A 17,445-nucleotide genomic window follows, 5' to 3' on the forward strand; every position below is an offset into this window, starting at 1 on the left:
GAACGTAAGAAGGAATGAACCCATGCGTTCAGGAGTGATTGCACAGAAGCTGGGCATGACGCGCGTCTACACGGACGAGGGCGTCAACCTGCCGGTGACGGTGCTGCGGCTGGAGAACTGCCAGGTGGTGGCCCAGCGCACGAACGATCAGCACGGCTATGATGCCGTGCAGCTTGGCGTCGGTTTCGCCAAGCCGAAAAACGTGTCCAAGGCGATGCGCGGCCATTTCGCCAAGGCCTCCGTCGAGCCCAAGCGCAAGCTGGCCGAATTCCGCGTCAGCGCCGACAACATGCTCGATGTGGGTGCCGAACTGGTCGCCAGCCATTTCGTGCCGGGCCAGAAGGTCGACGTGACGGGCACCAGCCAGGGCAAGGGCTTTGCCGGTGTCATGAAGCGCCACAATTTCGGTGGCGGCCGCGCCACGCACGGCAACTCGATCTCGCACCGTTCGCACGGCTCGACCGGCCAGTGCCAGGACCCCGGCAAGGTGTTCAAGGGCAAGAAGATGGCCGGCCACATGGGCGCGACCCGCGTGACCACGCAGAACCTCGAAATCGTCTCCACCGACGATGAGCGCGGCCTGATCCTGGTCAAGGGCGCGATCCCCGGCTCCAAGGGCGCATGGATCCTCGTCCGCGACGCCGTCAAGCAGCCCGTTCCGTCCGAAGCGCCGATGCCGGCCGCCCTGCGCGCCGCAGCCGCCGCTGCCGAAGCCCCCGCACAAGAGGGAGCCGAATAATGGAACTCGCAGTCACCACGCTGGCCGGCAAATCCGCCGGCAAGATCACGCTCAAGGACGATGTGTTCGGCCTCGAGCCGCGCGCCGACATCCTGCAGCGCATGGTGCAGTACCAGCTCGCCAAGAAGCGCGCCGGCACACACCAGACCAAGGGCCGCTCGGACATTGCCCGCACCGGCGCCAAGATGTACCGCCAGAAGGGCACCGGCCGCGCCCGGCACCATGCCGCGTCCGCGCCGCAGTTCCGCGGCGGCGGCAAGGCGCATGGTCCGGTCAGCCGCGATCACGCCATCGGCCTGCCCAAGAAGGTCCGTGCGCTGGCTCTGCGCCACGCACTGTCGACCAAGGCCAGGGATGGCGGTCTGATCATCGTCGACGAACTGGCGGCCAAGGACGGCAAGACCAAGGTTCTGGCCAAGCAGCTGGCCGATCTGGGCCTGTCCAACGCTCTGGTCATCGGCGGCGCTGAACTGGAAGACGGCTTCAGGAAGGCCGCAGCCAACATCGCCAATGTCGATGTGCTGCCGGTCGTGGGCATCAACGTCTATGACATTTTGCGCCGCAACACGCTGGTCCTCTCCAAGGATGCCGTTGCGGCCCTCGAGGAGCGTTTCCAATGACCGATCTCCGCCATTACGACGTGATCGTCTCGCCGGTGATCACGGAAAAATCGACGCTCGTCTCCGACAACAACCAGGTTGTCTTCAACGTGGCGCGCGATGCCTCCAAGCCCGAGATAAAGGCCGCCATCGAGGCGCTTTTCTCGGTCAAGGTCAAGGCCGTCAACACGCTGGTCCGCAAGGGCAAGCAAAAGCGGTTCCGCGGCATCAAGGGGCGTCAGTCCGATGTGAAAAAGGCGATTGTGACGCTGGCCGAAGGCCAGTCGATCGACGTCGCAACGGGCCTTTAAGCCGGTCCGGGAGTAGAAGTCATGGCACTGAAGAAGTTCAAACCCTCGACGCCCGGCCAGCGCCAGCTGGTCATTGTCGACCGGTCGGGCCTGCACAAGGGCGCGCCCGTCAAGGCGCTGACCGAGGGGCTGACAAAGTCCGGCGGACGCAACAATGCCGGCCGCATGACCTCGCGCCACATCGGCGGCGGGCACAAGCGGACCTACCGCAAGATCGATTTCAAGCGGCGCAAGCACGATGTTTCGGCGACGGTCGAGCGGATCGAGTATGATCCCAACCGCACCGCCTTCATCGCGCTGATCAAATATGACGATGGCGAACTGAGCTATATCCTCGCGCCGCAGCGCCTGCAGGCGGGCGACAAGGTGATCGCCGGCGCCAAGGCCGATGTGAAGCCGGGCAATGCGATGCCGCTGGGCGCGATGCCGGTCGGCACGATCGTCCACAATGTCGAACTCAAGCCGGGCAAGGGCGCCCAGGTGGCCCGCTCCGCCGGCGCCTATGCGCAGCTTGTCGGCCGCGACCAGGGCATGGCGATCCTGCGCCTCAATTCGGGCGAACAGCGCCTGGTGCAGCAGTCCTGCTTTGCCACCGTCGGTGCCGTGTCGAACCCCGACCACGGCAACATCAATCTGGGCAAGGCCGGCCGCAAGCGCTGGCTTGGCCGTCGCCCGCATGTGCGCGGCGTCGTCATGAACCCGGTCGACCACCCCCATGGCGGCGGTGAAGGCCGCACCTCGGGCGGCCGCCACCCGGTCACCCCGTGGGGCAAGCCGACCAAGGGCAAGCGGACGCGCTCGAACAAGCAGACCGACAAATTCATCATGCGCTCGCGTCACCAGCGCAAGAAGTAAGAAACAGGGATACGCCTCATGGCTCGTTCAGTTTGGAAAGGCCCGTTCGTTGACGGCTATCTGCTCAAGAAGGCGGAAAAAGCCCGTGAAGGCGGCCGCAATGACGTCATCAAGATCTGGAGCCGCCGCTCGACGATCATGCCGCAATTCGTCGGCCTGACCTTCGGCGTCTATAACGGCCAGAAGCACATTCCGGTCTCCGTGTCCGAGGACATGGTCGGCCACAAGTTCGGCGAATTCGCACCCACGCGCACCTATTTCGGTCACGGCGCGGACAAGAAGGCGAGAAGGAAGTAACCATGGGCAAGCCCAAGGCAGAACGGCGGCTCGCGGACAACGAGGCCCGCGCGGTGGCGCGGATGGTCCGCGTCAGCCCGCAGAAACTCAATCTGGTCGCCCAGATGATCCGCGGCAAGAAGGTCGAATCGGCGCTGGCCGATCTCGAATTCTCGCGCAAGCGCATCGCCGGCACGGTCAAGAAGACGCTGGAGTCGGCGATCGCCAACGCCGAGAACAATCATGATCTCGATGTCGACGCGCTGATCGTGTCGGAAGCCTATGTCGGCAAGTCGATCGTCATGAAGCGCTTCCATGCCCGTGGCCGCGGCCGCGCCAGCCGCATCACCAAACCGTTCTCGCATCTGACGATCGTCGTGCGCGAAGTCGAAGAGGAGGCCGCGTAATGGGCCAGAAGATCAATCCGGTCGGCTTCCGTCTGGGCATCAACCGCACCTGGGATTCGCGCTGGTATGCCAACACCGGCGAATATGGCCAGCTGCTGCACGAGGACCTGAAGATCCGCGAATATCTGGAAAAGGAGCTCAAGCAGGCTGCCGTTTCCAAGATCGTGATCGAACGTCCGCACAAGAAGTGCCGCGTGACCATCCATTCGGCGCGTCCGGGCATCATCATCGGCAAGAAGGGCGCCGACATCGAAAAGCTGCGCCGCAAGCTCAGCCAGTTCACCGATGCCGAGACCGTTCTGAACATCGTCGAGGTGCGCAAGCCCGAGATCGATGCGACGCTGGTCGCCCAGTCGATCGCCCAGCAGCTCGAGCGCCGCGTGGCGTTCCGCCGCGCCATGAAGCGCGCCGTGCAGTCGGCCATGCGCCTTGGCGCCCAGGGCATCCGCATCAACTCGGCCGGTCGCCTTGGCGGCGCCGAGATCGCCCGCACCGAATGGTACCGTGAAGGCCGGGTGCCGCTGCACACGCTGCGCGCCGATGTCGATTACGGCACCGCCGAAGCCGAGACCGCCTATGGCATCATCGGCATCAAGGTCTGGATCTTCAAGGGCGAGATCCTCGAGCACGATCCGATGGCGTCCGAACGCCGCGCGACCGACCAGGACAACCAGGGTGGCGGTGGCCGCCGCCGCGACAACGCCTGATCGCCGGCAGGAGTGAAGTAGATGTTGCAACCCAAACGGACCAAGTTCCGCAAGCAGTTCAAGGGTAAGATCCGCGGCGTCGCCAAGGGCGGCACCGATCTGAACTTCGGTGCCTACGGCCTGAAGGCGCTTGAGCCCAACCGCGTCAACGCCCGCGAGATCGAGGCGGCCCGCCGCGCGATCACCCGTCACATGAAGCGTGCCGGCCGCGTGTGGATCCGCATCTTCCCCGACGTGCCGGTCACCTCCAAGCCGACCGAAGTGCGCATGGGCAAGGGCAAGGGTTCGGTCGATTACTGGGCCGCGCGCGTCAAGCCGGGCCGGGTGATGTTTGAAATCGATGGTGTGCCCGAAGACGTCGCGCGTGAAGCGCTGCGCCTTGGCGCTGCCAAACTGTCGGTCAAGACGCGCTTCATCCAGCGCATTGGCGAGTAGGAGTTGAGCGAGATGAAAGCCGTAGATGTCCGGGCGATGACCGCCGACGAACTGGCCGACAAGCTGGCCGAACTGAAGAAGGAACAGTTCTCGCTGCGCTTTCAGGCCGCGACGGGACAGCTCGAGAATTCGGCGCGCGTGCGCCAGGTGCGCCGCGACATTGCGCGCGTCAAGACCGTCGCCGCCGAGAAAGCAAACGCCGCCAAGGCGCAGGGATAACGATCATGCCGAAACGAATTTTGCAGGGTGTCGTGGTCAGCGACAAGAACGACAAGACCGTCGTCGTGCGCGTCGAACGCCGCTTCGCGCACCCGCTGATGAAGAAAACCGTGCGTCGCACCAAGCGCTACCAGGCGCATGACGAGAGCAACCAGGTCAAGGTCGGCGACACGGTGCGCATCCAGGAATGCGCGCCGATTTCCAGAAACAAGCGCTGGGCGGTGGTTGCCGACCAGGCGGCGGACTGAACGACGAGCGAAACAATCAGGGCCGGCGTGAAGCGCTGGCACGATAAGAACAAGGGCATCGCGTCATGATTCAGATGCAAACAAATCTCGATGTCGCCGACAATTCCGGCGCGCGCCGGGTTCAGTGCATCAAGGTGCTGGGCGGATCGAAGCGCAAATATGCGTCCGTCGGTGACATCATCGTCGTCTCCGTCAAGGAGGCGATCCCGCGCGGCCGCGTCAAGAAGGGCGACGTCATGAAGGCGGTCGTCGTGCGCACCGCCAAGGACATTCGCCGTCCCGACGGCAGCGTCATCCGGTTCGACGGCAATGCCGCCGTTCTGGTCAACAACAACAAAGAGCCGGTCGGCACCCGTATCTTCGGCCCTGTCCCGCGTGAACTGCGCGGCAAGCAGCACATGAAGATCATCTCGCTGGCCCCCGAAGTGCTGTAAGGAGCGGGTCTTATGCAGAAGATCAAGAAGGGCGACGAAGTCGTCGTGCTCACCGGCAAGGACAAGGGCCGCAAGGGCAATGTCGTCCGCGTCATGCCCAAGGACGGCAAGGCGCTGGTGTCGGGCATCAACATGGTCAAGCGCCACCAGAAGCAGACCGCTGCCCAGGAGGCCGGCATCATCAACAAGGAGGCGCCGATCGACCTGTCCAACCTGGCGATCGCCGACCCCAAGGACGGCAAGCCCACCCGCGTGGGCTTCCGCGTCGAAGACGGCAAGAAAGTGCGCTTTGCCAAGCGTTCCGGAGATTTGATCGATGGCTGACACATCCTACGAGCCGCGGCTCAAGGCCCAGTATCGCGACGCCATTCGCGGCGAAATGCGCGAGCGTTTCGAGTACGCCAACCTGATGGAAATCCCCAAGGTCACCAAGATCGTGGTGAACATGGGCGTGGGCGATGCGACCACTGATTCAAAGCGCCCCGCCACGGCCGCCGAGGACCTGTCGCTGATCACCGGCCAGAAGGCCGTGGTGACCCGCGCCCGCAACTCGATTGCCGGCTTCAAGGTGCGTGAAGAGATGCCGCTGGGCGCCAAGGTGACGCTGCGCGGCAACATCATGTACGAATTCATGGACCGGCTGATCAACATCGCGCTGCCGCGCGTGCGCGACTTCCGCGGCCTGAACCCCAAGAGCTTTGACGGCCGTGGCAACTTCGCCATGGGCCTGAAAGAACACATCGTCTTCCCGGAGATCAACTACGACAAGGTCGATCAGGTCCGGGGCATGGACATCATCGTTTGCACGAGTGCGAGCACGGATGATGAAGCGCGCGAACTGTTGCGTGCCTTCAACTTCCCGTTCCAGCAGCAGCACTAACGGCGAGCGTAGAAAGGAAAGCCTGATGGCAAAAGTAAGCGCAGTCGAAAAGAACAAGCACCGGCGCAAGCTGGTCGACCGCTACGCCGAAAAGCGCGCCGGTCTCAAGGCGATCGTCATGGATCGTTCGCTGCCGATCGAGGAGCGCTTCCGCGCGACCCTCAAGCTGAGCGAGCTGCCGCGCAATTCGGCCAAGGTACGCATCCGCAACCGGTGCGAAGTGTCGGGCCGTCCGCGCGGTTACTACCGCAAACTGAAGATGTCGCGCATCGCACTGCGCGAGCTGGGCTCGCTGGGCAAGGTGCCCGGTGTCGTCAAGTCGAGCTGGTAAGGAGAGGCTGTCATGTCGGTTTCCGATCCCGTCGGCGATATGCTGACCCGCATCCGCAACGGTTTGCATCGCCACAAGAATTCGATCTCCACCCCGGCCTCCAAGCTGCGCGCGCGCGTCCTCGATGTGCTGCAGTCCGAAGGCTATATCCGCGGCTATTCCCAGGTCGAGTACGGCTCGGGCAAGTCCGAGTTCGAGATCGAGCTGAAATATCATGAAGGCGACCCGGTGATCCGCAAGATCGAGCGCGTCTCCAAGCCGGGCCGCCGGGTCTATGTCGGCGCCAAGTCGATCGAACACGTCGCCAACGGCCTTGGAATCGCGATCCTGTCGACGCCGCAGGGCGTGATGGCCGATCACGAGGCCCGCGAGAAGAATGTCGGCGGGGAGTATCTGTGCCGCGTCTTCTGACGCGCGCCGGACCAACCCAGTCGACGGAACGAACACGGACGGATTGAACAATGTCTCGTATCGGAAAAAAGCCCGTTGCCATTCCCGAAGGCGTCACCGCCTCGGTGGACGGCAACACCGTCACCGCCAAGGGCCCCAAGGGCGAATTGTCCTATGCGGTCAATGATGAGGTGCTGGTGGCGATGGAAGAGGGCGCAATCAACATCACCCCGCGCGACGATTCCAAGGATGCGCGCTCCAAATGGGGCATGTCGCGCACGATGATCGAAAACATCATGACCGGCGTCAAAACCGGGTTCGAGCGCAAGCTGGAAATCAATGGCGTGGGGTATCGCGCCGCCATGCAGGGCTCCAAGCTGCAGCTCGCTCTGGGCTTCAGCCACGACGTGATCTATGAGCTGCCGCAAGGCGTGTCGGCGGCAACGCCCAAGCCGACCGAAATCGTGCTCAACGGCATCGACAAGCAGCAGCTCGGCCAAGTCGCCGCGGAGATCCGCAAGTTCCGTCCGCCGGAGCCTTACAAGGGCAAGGGCGTCAAATATGCGGAAGAGACGATCGTACGCAAAGAAGGCAAGAAGAAGTAAGGAACGGGAACGATGGCAGCTTCCAAACAGGCGCTGGTCAAGCGTGCGCAGCGCGTCCGCCGCCAGCTCAAGAAGGTCTCGGACGGCCGGCCGCGCCTGTCCGTCTACCGGTCTTCGAAGAACATCTATGCGCAGGTCATCGATGACAGCGCCGGCAAGACGCTTGCCGCCGCATCGACGCTCGACGCCGATCTGAAGAAGGCGCTGAAGACGGGCGCCGACACCGATGCCGCCGCCGCCGTCGGCAAGCTCGTCGCCGAGCGCGCCACCAAGGCCGGCGTCAAGGACGTTGTCTTCGACCGCGGCGCCTATATCTTCCATGGCCGCGTGAAGGCCCTGGCCGACGCTGCCCGCGAGGGCGGCCTGAACTTCTAAGCCGGAGCAGGGCCGGCGGAAGCGTGCAGCGCTTGTCGTTCGGATTTGCGACCACACCATCAACCACTGCCTGGAACCGGAAAAGAACAAAGGACAAGGACATGGCACAACAACCTCAGGATCGCGGTGGCCGCGGGCGTGACCGCCGGCGTGATCGCGAAGAAGCCGACAGCGAATTCGTCGACAAGCTGGTTCACATCAACCGCGTCGCCAAGGTCGTCAAGGGCGGCCGTCGCTTCGGTTTTGCCGCGCTCGTCGTCGTCGGCGACCAGAAGGGCCGCGTCGGCTTTGGACACGGCAAGGCGCGCGAAGTGCCCGAGGCGATCCGCAAGGCCACCGAAAGCGCCAAGCGCGACATGATCTTCGTGCCGCTGCGCTCGGGCCGCACGCTGCACCATGACGTCGAAGGCCGTCACGGCGCGGGCAAGGTCCTGCTGCGCGCGGCACCGGCCGGTACGGGCATCATCGCAGGCGGCCCGATGCGCGCTGTCTTCGAGACCGTCGGCATGCAGGACGTGGTTGCCAAGTCACTCGGGTCGTCCAACCCCTACAACATGGTCCGGGCGACGTTCGATGCGCTCAAGCATCAGATGCATCCCAAGGACATCGCCGCCCAGCGCGGTATCAAGCACTCGACGCTCCAGGCGCGCCGCCGCGAGCTGATCGGCGCCGAAGAGTAAGGCATGAGCCGCTCGCCGGAAGGCGAGGGGCCCTGGCAAGGACAAAGATCATGGCTGAGAGCAAGAAGGGCGCAACGATCACCGTCGAGCAGATCGGCAGCCCCATTCGCCGCCCCGCCGAGCAGCGCCAGACGCTGATCGGGCTGGGCCTGAACAAGATGCACCGCCGCCGCACGCTGGAAGACACTCCCGCCGTGCGCGGCATGATCCGCAAAGTGCACCATCTGGTGCGCATTGTGGACGAAAGCTGATCGGGGAGCTGACCGATGAAACTCAACGAACTGCGTGACAATGAGGGCGCGCGCAAGTCGCGCTCGCGCGTCGGCCGCGGCATCGGCTCGGGCAAGGGCAAGACCGGCGGCCGGGGCGTCAAGGGCCAGAAATCCCGTTCGGGCGTGTCGATCAACGGCTATGAAGGCGGCCAGATGCCGATCTACCGGCGTCTGCCCAAGCGCGGCTTCAACAACCCGTTCCCGACCGACTACAACATCGTGTCGATCGCCCGGCTCGAACAGGCCGTCGAGGCCAAGAAGCTCGATGCCAAGAAGCCGGTGACGGCCGAGGCACTGGTCGAGGCAGGCGTGCTGCGCCGCGCCAAGGACGGCGTCCGGGTTCTGGCCGATGGCGAAGCCAAGACCAAGTTCGCGTTGGAAGTGGCCGGCGCGTCCAAGGCTGCCGTCGCCAAGATCGAAAAGGCCGGCGGATCGGTGACGATCCTCGCGCCCAAGGCCGAAGCCGACGCCGAATAATTAGGCTGACGACAACACACCTTCTTGAGGCCGCCGCGATCCGTGCGGCCTCAAAATTGACTTGCGCCCCCAAGGGCCAGCGCCTATCTGCGACCAGACCCGCGAGCGCGGTGCCCGACCTTCGGCGAACGCGTCCCAAGACGGAGACTGTCCATGGCATCTGCTGCTGAACAGCTGGCTGCAAACCTCAACTTCGGCGCATTTGCCAAGGCCACCGAGCTCAAGAAGCGCATCTGGTTTACCCTCGGTGTTCTGCTGGTCTACCGGCTGGGCACCTATATCCCCATTCCGGGCCTCAACATGGAAGCCTATGCCCAGGCCTTCGCCAACCAGGCGGGCGGCATTCTGGGCATGTTCAACATGTTCACCGGCGGCGCCGTCGAGCGCATGGCCGTGTTCGCGCTCGGCATCATGCCCTACATCTCGGCCTCGATCGCCGTCCAGCTGATGACCTCGGTTGTCCCGACGCTCGAACAGCTCAAGAAGGAGGGCGAGCAGGGCCGCAAGGTCATCAACCAGTATACGCGCTATCTGACGGTCCTTTTGGCGACACTGCAATCCTACGGTATCGCCGTGGGCCTTGAGAGCGGCGCCAACATCGTCGCCGATCCGGGCTGGTTCTTCCGCATTTCGACCGTCATCACGCTGGTCGGCGGCACCATGTTCCTTCTGTGGCTCGGCGAGCAGATCACCGCGCGCGGCATCGGCAACGGCGTCTCGCTGATCATTTTCGCCGGCATCGTCGCGGGGCTGCCGGGCGCCGTCGCGGGCACGCTGGAACTGGGCCGCACCGGCGCCATGTCGACGGTCTTCATCATCACGATCATCCTTCTCGCCATCGCCGTGATCGCCCTGATTGTCTTTGTCGAACGCGCGCAAAGGCGGCTTTTGATCCAGTATCCCAAACGCCAGGTCGGCAACCGCATGTTCCAGGGCGACACGTCGCACCTGCCGCTCAAGCTCAACACGGCCGGCGTCATCCCGCCGATCTTCGCCTCGTCGCTGCTGCTGCTGCCGGCGACGCTGGCCGGCTTCTCAGACACGCGCGACCTGCCCGAATGGGGCACCGCCATCCTCGCCGCGCTCGGCCACGGCCAGCCGCTCTACATGCTGTTTTACGCGGGGATGATCGCCTTCTTCGCCTTCTTCTACACCGCGATCGTCTTCAATCCGCAGGACACCGCCGACAATCTGAAGAACCATTCGGGCTTCATTCCGGGCATCCGCCCGGGCCAGCGCACGGCCGAATATATCGACTTCGTGCTTACCCGGATCACCGTGGTCGGCGCGATCTATCTCGTTCTGGTGTGCCTGTTACCCGAATTTCTAATAGCGGGCACGGGCGTGCCGTTCTATCTCGGCGGCACGTCGCTGCTGATCGTCGTCAGCGTGACGCTCGATACGGTCGCGCAGGTGCAAGGACATCTCATCGCGCACCAGTATGAAGGCTTGATCAAGAAATCCAAGCTGCGCGGGGGAAAGAAGCGTCGATGAGACTGATATTGTTGGGCCCGCCGGGAGCGGGCAAGGGGACCCAGGCACAAAGGCTCGTCGAGCGCCACGGCATTCCGCAACTGTCGACCGGCGACATGCTGCGTGCCGCCGTCGCCGCGGGCACAGAGGTCGGCCTGCGCGCCAAGGCGATCATGGAAGCGGGCGAACTGGTCTCCGACGACATCGTCAATGCGATCGTCTCCGACCGGATCGATGAGCCCGATTGCGCCGACGGTTTCATCCTCGACGGCTATCCGCGCACGCTCGCCCAGGCCGATGCGGTCGAGGCGATGATGGAGGCAAAGGGCATGGCGCTCGATGCCGTCATCGAACTGACCGTGGATGACAAGGCGCTCGTCGGCCGCATCGTCAAGCGCGCCGAGGAGGCTGCCGCCGCGGGCCAGCCGGTGCGCAAGGACGACAACCCCGAAGTGTTCGACGAGCGCCTGCGCGAGTATTACAAGAAGACCGCGCCGCTGCTCGGCTACTATTACGCCAAGGGCAAGCTGCGCCCGGTCGACGGCATGGACTCGATCGAGGGCGTGACCGAACAGATCGCCAAGGTGCTCGACAGCCTTTGAGCGGCACACGCCGGCACCCGCATAGGGCCGGCAAAAACATCGCTTCGGGGAGTTGACATTCCACTGCGATTCCCCGATATGCACGCTGATCTAGCCAGCGTATTGACAAAGGTCGGCTGCGGCATCCCGCTCCGGTCTTTTTGTTTTGAGACTGGCTCGAACCGAACACCCCGGAACCCCGGACAGGACTGAAAGACCCGGCTGCCCGGGCAACAAAGGAGAAGCCGCGTGGCTCGTATCGCTGGCGTCAACATCCCGACAGGCAAGCGCGTTGTGATCGCGCTGCAGTACATCCACGGGATCGGCTCGAAATTCGCGCAGGAAATCGTCGAGAAGAACAACATCGACCCCTCGCGCCGCGTCAATGAACTGACCGACGCCGAGGTTCTGGCGGTTCGCGAAACCATCGACCGCGACTATCGGGTCGAGGGTGATCTGCGCCGCGAGACCTCGATGAACATCAAGCGTCTGATGGACCTGGGCTGCTATCGCGGCCTGCGCCATCGCCGCAACCTGCCGGTGCGCGGTCAGCGCACGCACACCAATGCCCGCACCCGCAAGGGTCCGGCCAAGGCGATCGCCGGCAAGAAGAAGTAATTGGGCCGGCCCGCGTGGCCGGTTCCGCAGGTGGAGCCGCTGGCATTACGGCGGTGCAGAGATCGAAGGACTGAAGATGGCAAAAGAAGCCACCCGCGTTCGCCGTCGCGAGCGCAAGAACATCATGTCGGGCATCGCCCACGTGAATTCGACATTCAACAACACCATGATCACCATCACCGACGCGCAGGGCAACGCGATTGCCTGGTCGTCGGCCGGCATGCAGGGCTTCAAGGGCTCGCGCAAATCGACCCCGTTCGCGGCCCAGGTCGCCGCCGAGGATTGCGCCCGCAAGGCCCAGGAACATGGCATGAAGTCGCTTGAAGTCGAAGTGTGTGGCCCCGGTTCGGGCCGTGAATCGGCGCTGCGTGCCTTGCAGGCTGCCGGCTTCACCATCACCTCGATCAGGGATGTCACCCCCATTCCGCACAATGGCTGCCGGCCGCGCAAACGCCGCCGCGTGTAACGCATCCATTGTCCGTCCGGCTGGCGCCAATCCTCCGCTGGCCGTGGAAGAAGCTGTTGCCACGAATGGATGGTGGCAGGCTAGCTGAAGGAAGACGCCGTGATACAGAAGAATTGGCAGGAACTGATCAAGCCGAACAAGGTCGAGTTCAAGGGCTCGGGCAACAAGATTTCGCTCGTGGTCGAGCCGCTCGAGCGCGGCTTTGGCCTGACGCTCGGCAACGCGCTGCGCCGCGTGCTGCTGTCGTCGCTGCGCGGTGCCGCCGTGACCGCCGTGCAGATCGACGGTGTCCTGCATGAGTTCTCGTCGATTGCCGGTGTACGCGAAGACGTCACCGACATCATCCTGAACATCAAGGAAATCGCCATCCGTATGGAAGGCGACGGCCCCAAGCGCATGGTCGTGCGCAAGCAGGGTCCGGGCACCGTGATCGCCGGCGATATCCAGACGGTCGGCGATGTCGAGGTGCTGAACCCCGACCACGTGCTGTGCACGCTGGACGAGGGCGCCGAAATCCGCATGGAATTCACCGTCGATGCCGGCAAGGGCTATGTGCCCGCAGACCGCAACCGCGCCGAAGACGCGCCGATCGGCCTGATCCCGGTCGACAGCCTCTATTCGCCGGTGCGCAAGGTTTCCTACAAGGTCGAGAACACCCGCGAGGGCCAGGTTCTGGACTATGACAAGCTGACCATGAACGTCGAGACGGACGGCACGCTGTCGGGCGAGGACGCGGTGGCTTATGCCGCGCGCATCCTGCAGGACCAGCTCGGCGTCTTCGTCAATTTCGAGGAGCCCGAGCGCGAGGCCGCCGAGGAACAGGTGCAGGAGCTGGCGTTCAACCCGGCACTGCTCAAGAAGGTCGACGAACTGGAACTGTCGGTGCGTTCGGCCAACTGCCTGAAGAACGACAACATCGTCTATATCGGCGACCTGATCCAGAAGACCGAAGGCGAAATGCTGCGCACGCCGAACTTCGGCCGCAAGTCACTCAACGAGATCAAGGAAGTGCTCGCATCCATGGGCCTGCATCTGGGCATGGAAGTGGCCGCATGGCCGCCCGAGAACATCGAAGATCTCGCCAAACGCTACGAAGACCATTACTAACCAACGCGCCGGCACCCCAAGGCCGGAAACCCGAGGAGAAGGCTGATGCGCCACCGCAAAGCAGGCCGCAAGCTGAACCGTACATCGAGCCATCGCAAGGCGATGTTCGCAAACATGGCCGCTTCGCTCATCGAGCATGAGCAGATCGTCACGACCCTGCCCAAGGCCAAGGAACTGCGTCCGATCGTCGAAAAGCTCGTCACGCTGGGCAAGCGCGGCGATCTGCATGCGCGCCGCCAGGTCGCCTCGCAGATCCAGGACGAGACGCAGACGCGCAAGCTGTTCGCCGACATCGCGCCGCGTTACGCCGACCGCAATGGCGGCTATCTGCGGATCATGAAGGCCGGCTTCCGCCATGGCGATTCCGCGCCGATGGCCGTGATCGAGTTCGTCGACCGTGACGTCGACGCCAAGGGCGCCGCCGACCGCGCGCGCATCGAGGCCGAGGAAGCCGCCGAAGCCGAAGCGGCCGCATAAGACCGCCTTTACACCCATAAGAAGATGGCGCGGCCCGCACGCCGGGAGCGCCACATCAGTCGACTGGGCTCGGGAGCTCGCCATTATGGCGCGGCTCCCTTTCTTTTTTGGGCGAAAGTGCGTGGCAGGGTGGCGGCACACCCGGCCGGCCCGGCTTGCGGCTCCCCATTTCAGCCGCCTTTGTGGTAGCACTTGGTCCGGTGATTCAATGACCCGGCGACCAGTCAAGGCACCATGATGAACAGACCGATTGCAATCCTCCTTGCGGCATGTGCCGGGCTGACAATGCTGGCCGCTGCCGCACTTGCCCAGGACAGCGGCAGCGCGTTGCGCGATCTGCTGCGCGGGCTCGGCGGCGAGGCGCAGGCGCCCGCCGTCGAAGGTCAGACGGCCCGCCGCGTGCCGCTGGGCGAAGCCGAGATGCAGCTTTCGTTTGCGCCGCTGGTCCAGCAAACCGCGCCGTCTGTGGTCAACGTCTATGCGGCGCGCCGCGTTCAGCAGCGTTCGCCCTTTGCCGGCGATCCGTTCTTCGAGCAGTTCTTCGGCAACCAGTTCTCCGGTCCGCCGCGCGTCCAGTCATCGCTCGGTTCGGGCGTGATCGTCGACGAGGGCGGGCTTGTCGTCACCAACAACCATGTCATTTCCGGTGCGGACGAGGTGCGTGTCGCGCTGGCCGACGGGCGCGAGTTCGACTCAGAGGTCGTGCTGCGCGACGAGCGCGCCGATCTGGCCGTCTTGCGTCTGCAAACCGATGAGCGCTTCACCGCGCTGCCGTTCGGCAACTCCGATCAGCTTCTGACCGGCGATCTCGTCCTGGCGATCGGCAACCCGTTCGGTGTCGGCCAGACGATCACCTCGGGCATCGTGTCCGCGCTTGCCCGCACGCGTGTCGGCGTCGCCGATTTTGGCTTCTTCATCCAGACCGACGCGGCGATCAATCCGGGCAATTCCGGCGGCGCGCTGATCGACATGCAGGGCCGTCTCGTCGGTATCAACACGGCGATCTTCTCGCGCTCGGGCGGCTCGAACGGCATCGGCTTTGCCATCCCCTCCAACATGGTCGCCGCCGTTGTCGCACAGGCGCGCGGCGGGGCGGACGCCTTCGAGCGGCCCTATCTGGGCGCCGATTTCCAGCCCGTCACGCCCCAGATCGCCGAGAGCCTTGGCCTCGACAGGCCGCTGGGCGCGCTGATCGTCGATGTCGATCCGGACGGGCCGGCGGGCGCGGCGGGCCTGCGCGCCGGCGATGTGGTGCTCGCCATCGATGGAGCGGCCATCGAACATCCCGACGCGCTTGGCTACCGGCTGGCGACCATCGGTCCCGGCGGCACGACGGCGCTGACCGTGCTGTCGCGCGGCCGCGAACGTGCCGTCGACATCGTTCTCGCTCGTCCGCCCGAAACCCGCCCGGCACAGGAAACGCTGATCAAGGGCGCGTCGCCCTTTGCCGGCGCGGTCGTCGCAAACCTGTCTCCGCGCTTGCGCCAGCGTCTCAACCTGCCCGGACGCGGTGACGGCGTGGTGGTGACGCAGATCGAGCGCGGCGCGCCGGCCCTGCGCGCAGGACTCCGGCCCGGCGACATCATCGTCGCCGTCAACGGTCTGCCGATCGAGACCGTCGACGATGTGATCCGCCTGGCCGACAGCGGCGGGCGCTCATGGCGTTTCACGCTGAACCGGCAGGGCCGCACGATCAACCAGTTCCTGCGTTTCTGATGGCGTCGCTCTTCGACAGCGTCGCCGAGGAGGCCGCCAACAGGCCGCTGGCCGACCGGTTGCGCCCCAAGACACTGGGCGAGATCGTCGGACAGGACCATCTGACCGGCGCCGACGGCGTCGTCACGCGCATGCTGGCTTCCGGCTCGCTCGGTAGCCTGATCCTGTGGGGGCCGCCCGGCACCGGCAAGACCACGCTCGCCCGCCTGATCGCCGCCGAGGCCGGTCAGCATTTCGAGCAGCTCTCGGCGATCTTCTCGGGCGTCGCCGATCTGAAAAAGGTGTTCGAGGCGGCGCGCGTGCGCCGGCGCGACGGCCTGTCGACGCTTCTCTTTGTCGACGAGATACACCGGTTCAACCGCGCCCAGCAGGACAGCTTTCTGCCGGTGATGGAAGACGGCACGATCACGCTGATCGGCGCGACGACGGAAAACCCGTCCTTCGAACTCAACGCGGCGCTCCTGTCGCGGGCGCGCGTCCTGACGCTCAAGCGGCTGGAAGACGACGCGCTCGCCGCGCTGCTCGACCGGGCCGAGGGCGAAACCGGCCGCACGCTGCCGGTCGACGATGAAGCGCGGGCTCTGCTGGTCGGCATGGCCGACGGTGACGGTCGGGCCGTTCTGACGCTGGCCGAGGAAGTCTGGCGCGTGGCGCGCGAGGGCGATCTGTTCGACGGCGACGGGCTGCGCGCCGTGCTGCAGCGGCGCGCGCCGATCTATGACAAGGGCCAGGACGGCCACTACAATCTGATCTCCGCCCTGCACAAATCGGTGCGCGGCTCCGATCCGGACGCCGCGCTCTACTATCTTGCCCGCATGCTCGATGCTGGCGAAAACCCGCTCTATCTGGGCCGAAGGCTGGTTCGCATGGCGTCCGAGGATATCGGTTTGGCCGATCCGCAGGCACTCACCGTCGCGCTCGCCGCCAAGGACGCCTATGACTATCTCGGCTCGCCCGAGGGCGAACTGGCGCTGGCCGAAGCCTGCGTCTATCTCGCCACCGCACCCAAGTCCAACGCGCTCTATACGGCGATGAAAGGCGCGATGCGCGCCGCCAAGGAGCATGGATCGCTGCTGCCGCCCAAACACATCCTCAATGCGCCGACCAAGCTGATGGGTGCCGAGGGCTATGGCGCGGGATACCAATACGATCACGACCAGCCCGACGCCTTTTCCGGACAGGATTATTTCCCGCCCGAGATGGGCCGCAGGCGCTTCTACGAGCCGGTCGAACGCGGCTTCGAGCGCGAGATCGGAAAGAGGCTCGACTACTGGTCCAAACTGCGGGCGGAACGCGCCGGCGGAACCGGCGATGGCTGATCGGCGGACGGTCACCGTGGGCCGGCACGCCTTGGTGCTGATCGATTCGGTGACGCAAATCATCCCCGGCGATGCCGGCGCGATCGTCGTTACCGGCTCCCATGGCGGAGCGTCGGCAGCGGGTTATGCGCTGTCGGTCGATGCCGCGCTCTACGTCTTCAACGATGCGGGCATAGGCCGCGATGAAGCGGGCGTTGCGGGTCTGGCCATGTTGGAAGAGGCGGGGATTGCCGCTTGCGCGGTCGGTCACATGACGGCTCGAATAGGGGAGGCTGCCGATACGCTTGAACGCGGCACGATTTCCCGCGCCAACGGGTTGGCGGCCGCGGCGGGCTTTTTGCCCGGCACCGCGCTGCAGCAGGCCATTGCCGGGTTTGCCGCTTGACGAAGGTCAATCCACGGACGGCGCGGAACGTCTATTCTGCCGGTCAGGAAAAGAACGCCATAA

Annotated in this window: 29 protein-coding genes; all 29 read left to right on the forward strand. The window is 64.7% G+C overall.

Features of this window, described 5'->3' with window-relative positions:
* Positions 1-22: 22 nt before the first annotated feature.
* A complete protein-coding gene (gene rplC, locus ACOQOU_RS17585) occupies positions 23-739 on the forward strand; it encodes a 50S ribosomal protein L3 (protein WP_109768023.1) in 717 nt (238 codons plus the stop codon).
* Positions 739-1,359 (forward strand): 50S ribosomal protein L4, encoded by a 621-nt coding sequence (gene rplD, locus ACOQOU_RS17590; RefSeq protein WP_109768022.1) that lies wholly within the window; start codon positions 739-741, stop codon positions 1,357-1,359. Before rplC ends, rplD begins: the two co-directional genes overlap by 1 nt.
* Complete coding sequence (locus tag ACOQOU_RS17595; protein ID WP_109768021.1) at positions 1,356-1,649, forward strand: 50S ribosomal protein L23; 294 nt, start codon at positions 1,356-1,358, stop codon at positions 1,647-1,649. Before rplD ends, ACOQOU_RS17595 begins: the two co-directional genes overlap by 4 nt.
* Before the next feature lie 21 nt (positions 1,650-1,670).
* Positions 1,671-2,504 carry a 50S ribosomal protein L2 gene (gene rplB, locus ACOQOU_RS17600; RefSeq protein ID WP_109768020.1) on the forward strand — a complete coding sequence of 278 codons (834 nt, stop codon included), beginning with the start codon at positions 1,671-1,673 and terminating at the stop codon, positions 2,502-2,504.
* Between the two features lie 18 nt (positions 2,505-2,522).
* Positions 2,523-2,801: a 30S ribosomal protein S19 gene (gene rpsS, locus ACOQOU_RS17605; RefSeq protein WP_109768019.1), complete on the forward strand. Its 279-nt coding sequence runs from the start codon at positions 2,523-2,525 to the stop codon at positions 2,799-2,801.
* 2 nt (positions 2,802-2,803) lie between these two features.
* Complete coding sequence (rplV, locus tag ACOQOU_RS17610) at positions 2,804-3,187, forward strand: 50S ribosomal protein L22 (protein WP_109768018.1); 384 nt, start codon at positions 2,804-2,806, stop codon at positions 3,185-3,187.
* Entirely contained in the window at positions 3,187-3,894 is a 708-nt protein-coding gene (rpsC, locus tag ACOQOU_RS17615; RefSeq protein ID WP_109768017.1) for a 30S ribosomal protein S3, read from the forward strand. Before rplV ends, rpsC begins: the two co-directional genes overlap by 1 nt.
* A gap of 21 nt (positions 3,895-3,915) precedes the next feature.
* Positions 3,916-4,329, forward strand: a complete 414-nt coding sequence (gene rplP, locus ACOQOU_RS17620; RefSeq protein ID WP_109768016.1) for a 50S ribosomal protein L16 — start codon at positions 3,916-3,918, stop codon at positions 4,327-4,329.
* Positions 4,330-4,341: 12 nt separating this feature from the next.
* Positions 4,342-4,548: a 50S ribosomal protein L29 gene (gene rpmC / locus ACOQOU_RS17625; protein ID WP_109768048.1), complete on the forward strand. Its 207-nt coding sequence runs from the start codon at positions 4,342-4,344 to the stop codon at positions 4,546-4,548.
* A gap of 5 nt (positions 4,549-4,553) precedes the next feature.
* Positions 4,554-4,796 carry a 30S ribosomal protein S17 gene (gene rpsQ, locus ACOQOU_RS17630; protein WP_109768015.1) on the forward strand — a complete coding sequence of 81 codons (243 nt, stop codon included), beginning with the start codon at positions 4,554-4,556 and terminating at the stop codon, positions 4,794-4,796.
* A gap of 65 nt (positions 4,797-4,861) precedes the next feature.
* Positions 4,862-5,230 (forward strand): 50S ribosomal protein L14, encoded by a 369-nt coding sequence (rplN, locus tag ACOQOU_RS17635; protein ID WP_109768014.1) that lies wholly within the window; start codon positions 4,862-4,864, stop codon positions 5,228-5,230.
* Positions 5,231-5,242: 12 nt separating this feature from the next.
* A complete protein-coding gene (gene rplX / locus ACOQOU_RS17640; protein ID WP_306026306.1) occupies positions 5,243-5,554 on the forward strand; it encodes a 50S ribosomal protein L24 in 312 nt (103 codons plus the stop codon).
* Positions 5,547-6,110 carry a 50S ribosomal protein L5 gene (rplE, locus tag ACOQOU_RS17645; protein ID WP_109768012.1) on the forward strand — a complete coding sequence of 188 codons (564 nt, stop codon included), beginning with the start codon at positions 5,547-5,549 and terminating at the stop codon, positions 6,108-6,110. Before rplX ends, rplE begins: the two co-directional genes overlap by 8 nt.
* Positions 6,111-6,135: 25 nt before the next feature.
* Positions 6,136-6,441: a 30S ribosomal protein S14 gene (gene rpsN, locus ACOQOU_RS17650; protein WP_109768011.1), complete on the forward strand. Its 306-nt coding sequence runs from the start codon at positions 6,136-6,138 to the stop codon at positions 6,439-6,441.
* A 12-nt stretch (positions 6,442-6,453) separates the two neighbouring features.
* A complete protein-coding gene (gene rpsH, locus ACOQOU_RS17655; protein WP_109768010.1) occupies positions 6,454-6,852 on the forward strand; it encodes a 30S ribosomal protein S8 in 399 nt (132 codons plus the stop codon).
* Between the two features lie 50 nt (positions 6,853-6,902).
* Entirely contained in the window at positions 6,903-7,436 is a 534-nt protein-coding gene (gene rplF / locus ACOQOU_RS17660) for a 50S ribosomal protein L6 (RefSeq protein WP_109768009.1), read from the forward strand.
* A gap of 12 nt (positions 7,437-7,448) precedes the next feature.
* Positions 7,449-7,811 (forward strand): 50S ribosomal protein L18, encoded by a 363-nt coding sequence (gene rplR, locus ACOQOU_RS17665; protein WP_109768008.1) that lies wholly within the window; start codon positions 7,449-7,451, stop codon positions 7,809-7,811.
* Positions 7,812-7,912: 101 nt separating this feature from the next.
* Entirely contained in the window at positions 7,913-8,491 is a 579-nt protein-coding gene (rpsE, locus tag ACOQOU_RS17670; RefSeq protein WP_109768007.1) for a 30S ribosomal protein S5, read from the forward strand.
* 50 nt (positions 8,492-8,541) lie between these two features.
* Positions 8,542-8,742, forward strand: coding sequence for a 50S ribosomal protein L30 (gene rpmD, locus ACOQOU_RS17675; protein WP_306026307.1), 201 nt, complete (start codon positions 8,542-8,544; stop codon positions 8,740-8,742).
* 15 nt (positions 8,743-8,757) lie between these two features.
* Positions 8,758-9,240, forward strand: coding sequence for a 50S ribosomal protein L15 (gene rplO / locus ACOQOU_RS17680; protein WP_109768006.1), 483 nt, complete (start codon positions 8,758-8,760; stop codon positions 9,238-9,240).
* 153 nt (positions 9,241-9,393) lie between these two features.
* Positions 9,394-10,734 carry a preprotein translocase subunit SecY gene (gene secY / locus ACOQOU_RS17685; protein ID WP_109768005.1) on the forward strand — a complete coding sequence of 447 codons (1,341 nt, stop codon included), beginning with the start codon at positions 9,394-9,396 and terminating at the stop codon, positions 10,732-10,734.
* Positions 10,731-11,315, forward strand: a complete 585-nt coding sequence (locus ACOQOU_RS17690) for an adenylate kinase (protein ID WP_109768004.1) — start codon at positions 10,731-10,733, stop codon at positions 11,313-11,315. Before secY ends, ACOQOU_RS17690 begins: the two co-directional genes overlap by 4 nt.
* A 228-nt stretch (positions 11,316-11,543) precedes the next feature.
* Positions 11,544-11,912: a 30S ribosomal protein S13 gene (rpsM, locus tag ACOQOU_RS17695; RefSeq protein WP_109768003.1), complete on the forward strand. Its 369-nt coding sequence runs from the start codon at positions 11,544-11,546 to the stop codon at positions 11,910-11,912.
* 76 nt (positions 11,913-11,988) lie between these two features.
* Positions 11,989-12,378, forward strand: a complete 390-nt coding sequence (rpsK, locus tag ACOQOU_RS17700) for a 30S ribosomal protein S11 (protein WP_109768002.1) — start codon at positions 11,989-11,991, stop codon at positions 12,376-12,378.
* 99 nt (positions 12,379-12,477) lie between these two features.
* Positions 12,478-13,485: a DNA-directed RNA polymerase subunit alpha gene (locus ACOQOU_RS17705; RefSeq protein ID WP_109768001.1), complete on the forward strand. Its 1,008-nt coding sequence runs from the start codon at positions 12,478-12,480 to the stop codon at positions 13,483-13,485.
* Between the two features lie 45 nt (positions 13,486-13,530).
* Positions 13,531-13,962: a 50S ribosomal protein L17 gene (gene rplQ / locus ACOQOU_RS17710; RefSeq protein WP_109768000.1), complete on the forward strand. Its 432-nt coding sequence runs from the start codon at positions 13,531-13,533 to the stop codon at positions 13,960-13,962.
* A 237-nt stretch (positions 13,963-14,199) separates the two neighbouring features.
* Positions 14,200-15,678 carry a DegQ family serine endoprotease gene (locus ACOQOU_RS17715; protein WP_342633452.1) on the forward strand — a complete coding sequence of 493 codons (1,479 nt, stop codon included), beginning with the start codon at positions 14,200-14,202 and terminating at the stop codon, positions 15,676-15,678.
* Positions 15,678-16,997 carry a replication-associated recombination protein A gene (locus ACOQOU_RS17720; RefSeq protein WP_306026308.1) on the forward strand — a complete coding sequence of 440 codons (1,320 nt, stop codon included), beginning with the start codon at positions 15,678-15,680 and terminating at the stop codon, positions 16,995-16,997. Before ACOQOU_RS17715 ends, ACOQOU_RS17720 begins: the two co-directional genes overlap by 1 nt.
* On the forward strand, positions 16,990-17,382 hold the full coding sequence (locus ACOQOU_RS17725; RefSeq protein ID WP_306026309.1) for a hypothetical protein: 393 nt from the start codon (positions 16,990-16,992) through the stop codon (positions 17,380-17,382). The genes ACOQOU_RS17720 and ACOQOU_RS17725 overlap by 8 nt, the downstream gene beginning before the upstream one ends.
* The last annotated feature ends 63 nt before the right edge of the window (positions 17,383-17,445 follow it).

Origin of the sequence: Oceaniradius stylonematis, assembly GCF_965223445.1 — a bacterium.
Taxonomy (GTDB): Bacteria; Pseudomonadota; Alphaproteobacteria; order Rhizobiales; family Rhizobiaceae; genus Roseitalea; species Roseitalea stylonematis.

Excerpts from the sequence above, each read along its gene's own strand:
- ACOQOU_RS17720 (WP_306026308.1), top strand. The coding sequence starts at position 15,678 with ATGGCGTCGCTCTTCGACAGCGTCGCCGAGGAGGCCGCCAACAGGCCG.
- ACOQOU_RS17725 (WP_306026309.1), top strand. The coding sequence starts at position 16,990 with ATGGCTGATCGGCGGACGGTCACCGTGGGCCGGCACGCCTTGGTGCTG.
- rplE (WP_109768012.1), top strand. The coding sequence starts at position 5,547 with ATGGCTGACACATCCTACGAGCCGCGGCTCAAGGCCCAGTATCGCGAC.
- rpmD (WP_306026307.1), top strand. The coding sequence starts at position 8,542 with ATGGCTGAGAGCAAGAAGGGCGCAACGATCACCGTCGAGCAGATCGGC.
- rplD (WP_109768022.1), top strand. The coding sequence starts at position 739 with ATGGAACTCGCAGTCACCACGCTGGCCGGCAAATCCGCCGGCAAGATC.
- ACOQOU_RS17595 (WP_109768021.1), top strand. The coding sequence starts at position 1,356 with ATGACCGATCTCCGCCATTACGACGTGATCGTCTCGCCGGTGATCACG.
- rpsK (WP_109768002.1), top strand. The coding sequence starts at position 11,989 with ATGGCAAAAGAAGCCACCCGCGTTCGCCGTCGCGAGCGCAAGAACATC.
- rpsC (WP_109768017.1), top strand. The coding sequence starts at position 3,187 with ATGGGCCAGAAGATCAATCCGGTCGGCTTCCGTCTGGGCATCAACCGC.
- rpsN (WP_109768011.1), top strand. The coding sequence starts at position 6,136 with ATGGCAAAAGTAAGCGCAGTCGAAAAGAACAAGCACCGGCGCAAGCTG.
- rplO (WP_109768006.1), top strand. The coding sequence starts at position 8,758 with ATGAAACTCAACGAACTGCGTGACAATGAGGGCGCGCGCAAGTCGCGC.
- rpsE (WP_109768007.1), top strand. The coding sequence starts at position 7,913 with ATGGCACAACAACCTCAGGATCGCGGTGGCCGCGGGCGTGACCGCCGG.
- rplN (WP_109768014.1), top strand. The coding sequence starts at position 4,862 with ATGATTCAGATGCAAACAAATCTCGATGTCGCCGACAATTCCGGCGCG.
- rpsH (WP_109768010.1), top strand. The coding sequence starts at position 6,454 with ATGTCGGTTTCCGATCCCGTCGGCGATATGCTGACCCGCATCCGCAAC.
- rplR (WP_109768008.1), top strand. The coding sequence starts at position 7,449 with ATGGCAGCTTCCAAACAGGCGCTGGTCAAGCGTGCGCAGCGCGTCCGC.
- rplV (WP_109768018.1), top strand. The coding sequence starts at position 2,804 with ATGGGCAAGCCCAAGGCAGAACGGCGGCTCGCGGACAACGAGGCCCGC.
- secY (WP_109768005.1), top strand. The coding sequence starts at position 9,394 with ATGGCATCTGCTGCTGAACAGCTGGCTGCAAACCTCAACTTCGGCGCA.
- rplQ (WP_109768000.1), top strand. The coding sequence starts at position 13,531 with ATGCGCCACCGCAAAGCAGGCCGCAAGCTGAACCGTACATCGAGCCAT.
- rpmC (WP_109768048.1), top strand. The coding sequence starts at position 4,342 with ATGAAAGCCGTAGATGTCCGGGCGATGACCGCCGACGAACTGGCCGAC.
- rpsS (WP_109768019.1), top strand. The coding sequence starts at position 2,523 with ATGGCTCGTTCAGTTTGGAAAGGCCCGTTCGTTGACGGCTATCTGCTC.
- ACOQOU_RS17715 (WP_342633452.1), top strand. The coding sequence starts at position 14,200 with ATGAACAGACCGATTGCAATCCTCCTTGCGGCATGTGCCGGGCTGACA.
- ACOQOU_RS17690 (WP_109768004.1), top strand. The coding sequence starts at position 10,731 with ATGAGACTGATATTGTTGGGCCCGCCGGGAGCGGGCAAGGGGACCCAG.
- rplP (WP_109768016.1), top strand. The coding sequence starts at position 3,916 with ATGTTGCAACCCAAACGGACCAAGTTCCGCAAGCAGTTCAAGGGTAAG.
- rplC (WP_109768023.1), top strand. The coding sequence starts at position 23 with ATGCGTTCAGGAGTGATTGCACAGAAGCTGGGCATGACGCGCGTCTAC.
- rpsQ (WP_109768015.1), top strand. The coding sequence starts at position 4,554 with ATGCCGAAACGAATTTTGCAGGGTGTCGTGGTCAGCGACAAGAACGAC.
- rplB (WP_109768020.1), top strand. The coding sequence starts at position 1,671 with ATGGCACTGAAGAAGTTCAAACCCTCGACGCCCGGCCAGCGCCAGCTG.
- rplF (WP_109768009.1), top strand. The coding sequence starts at position 6,903 with ATGTCTCGTATCGGAAAAAAGCCCGTTGCCATTCCCGAAGGCGTCACC.
- rplX (WP_306026306.1), top strand. The coding sequence starts at position 5,243 with ATGCAGAAGATCAAGAAGGGCGACGAAGTCGTCGTGCTCACCGGCAAG.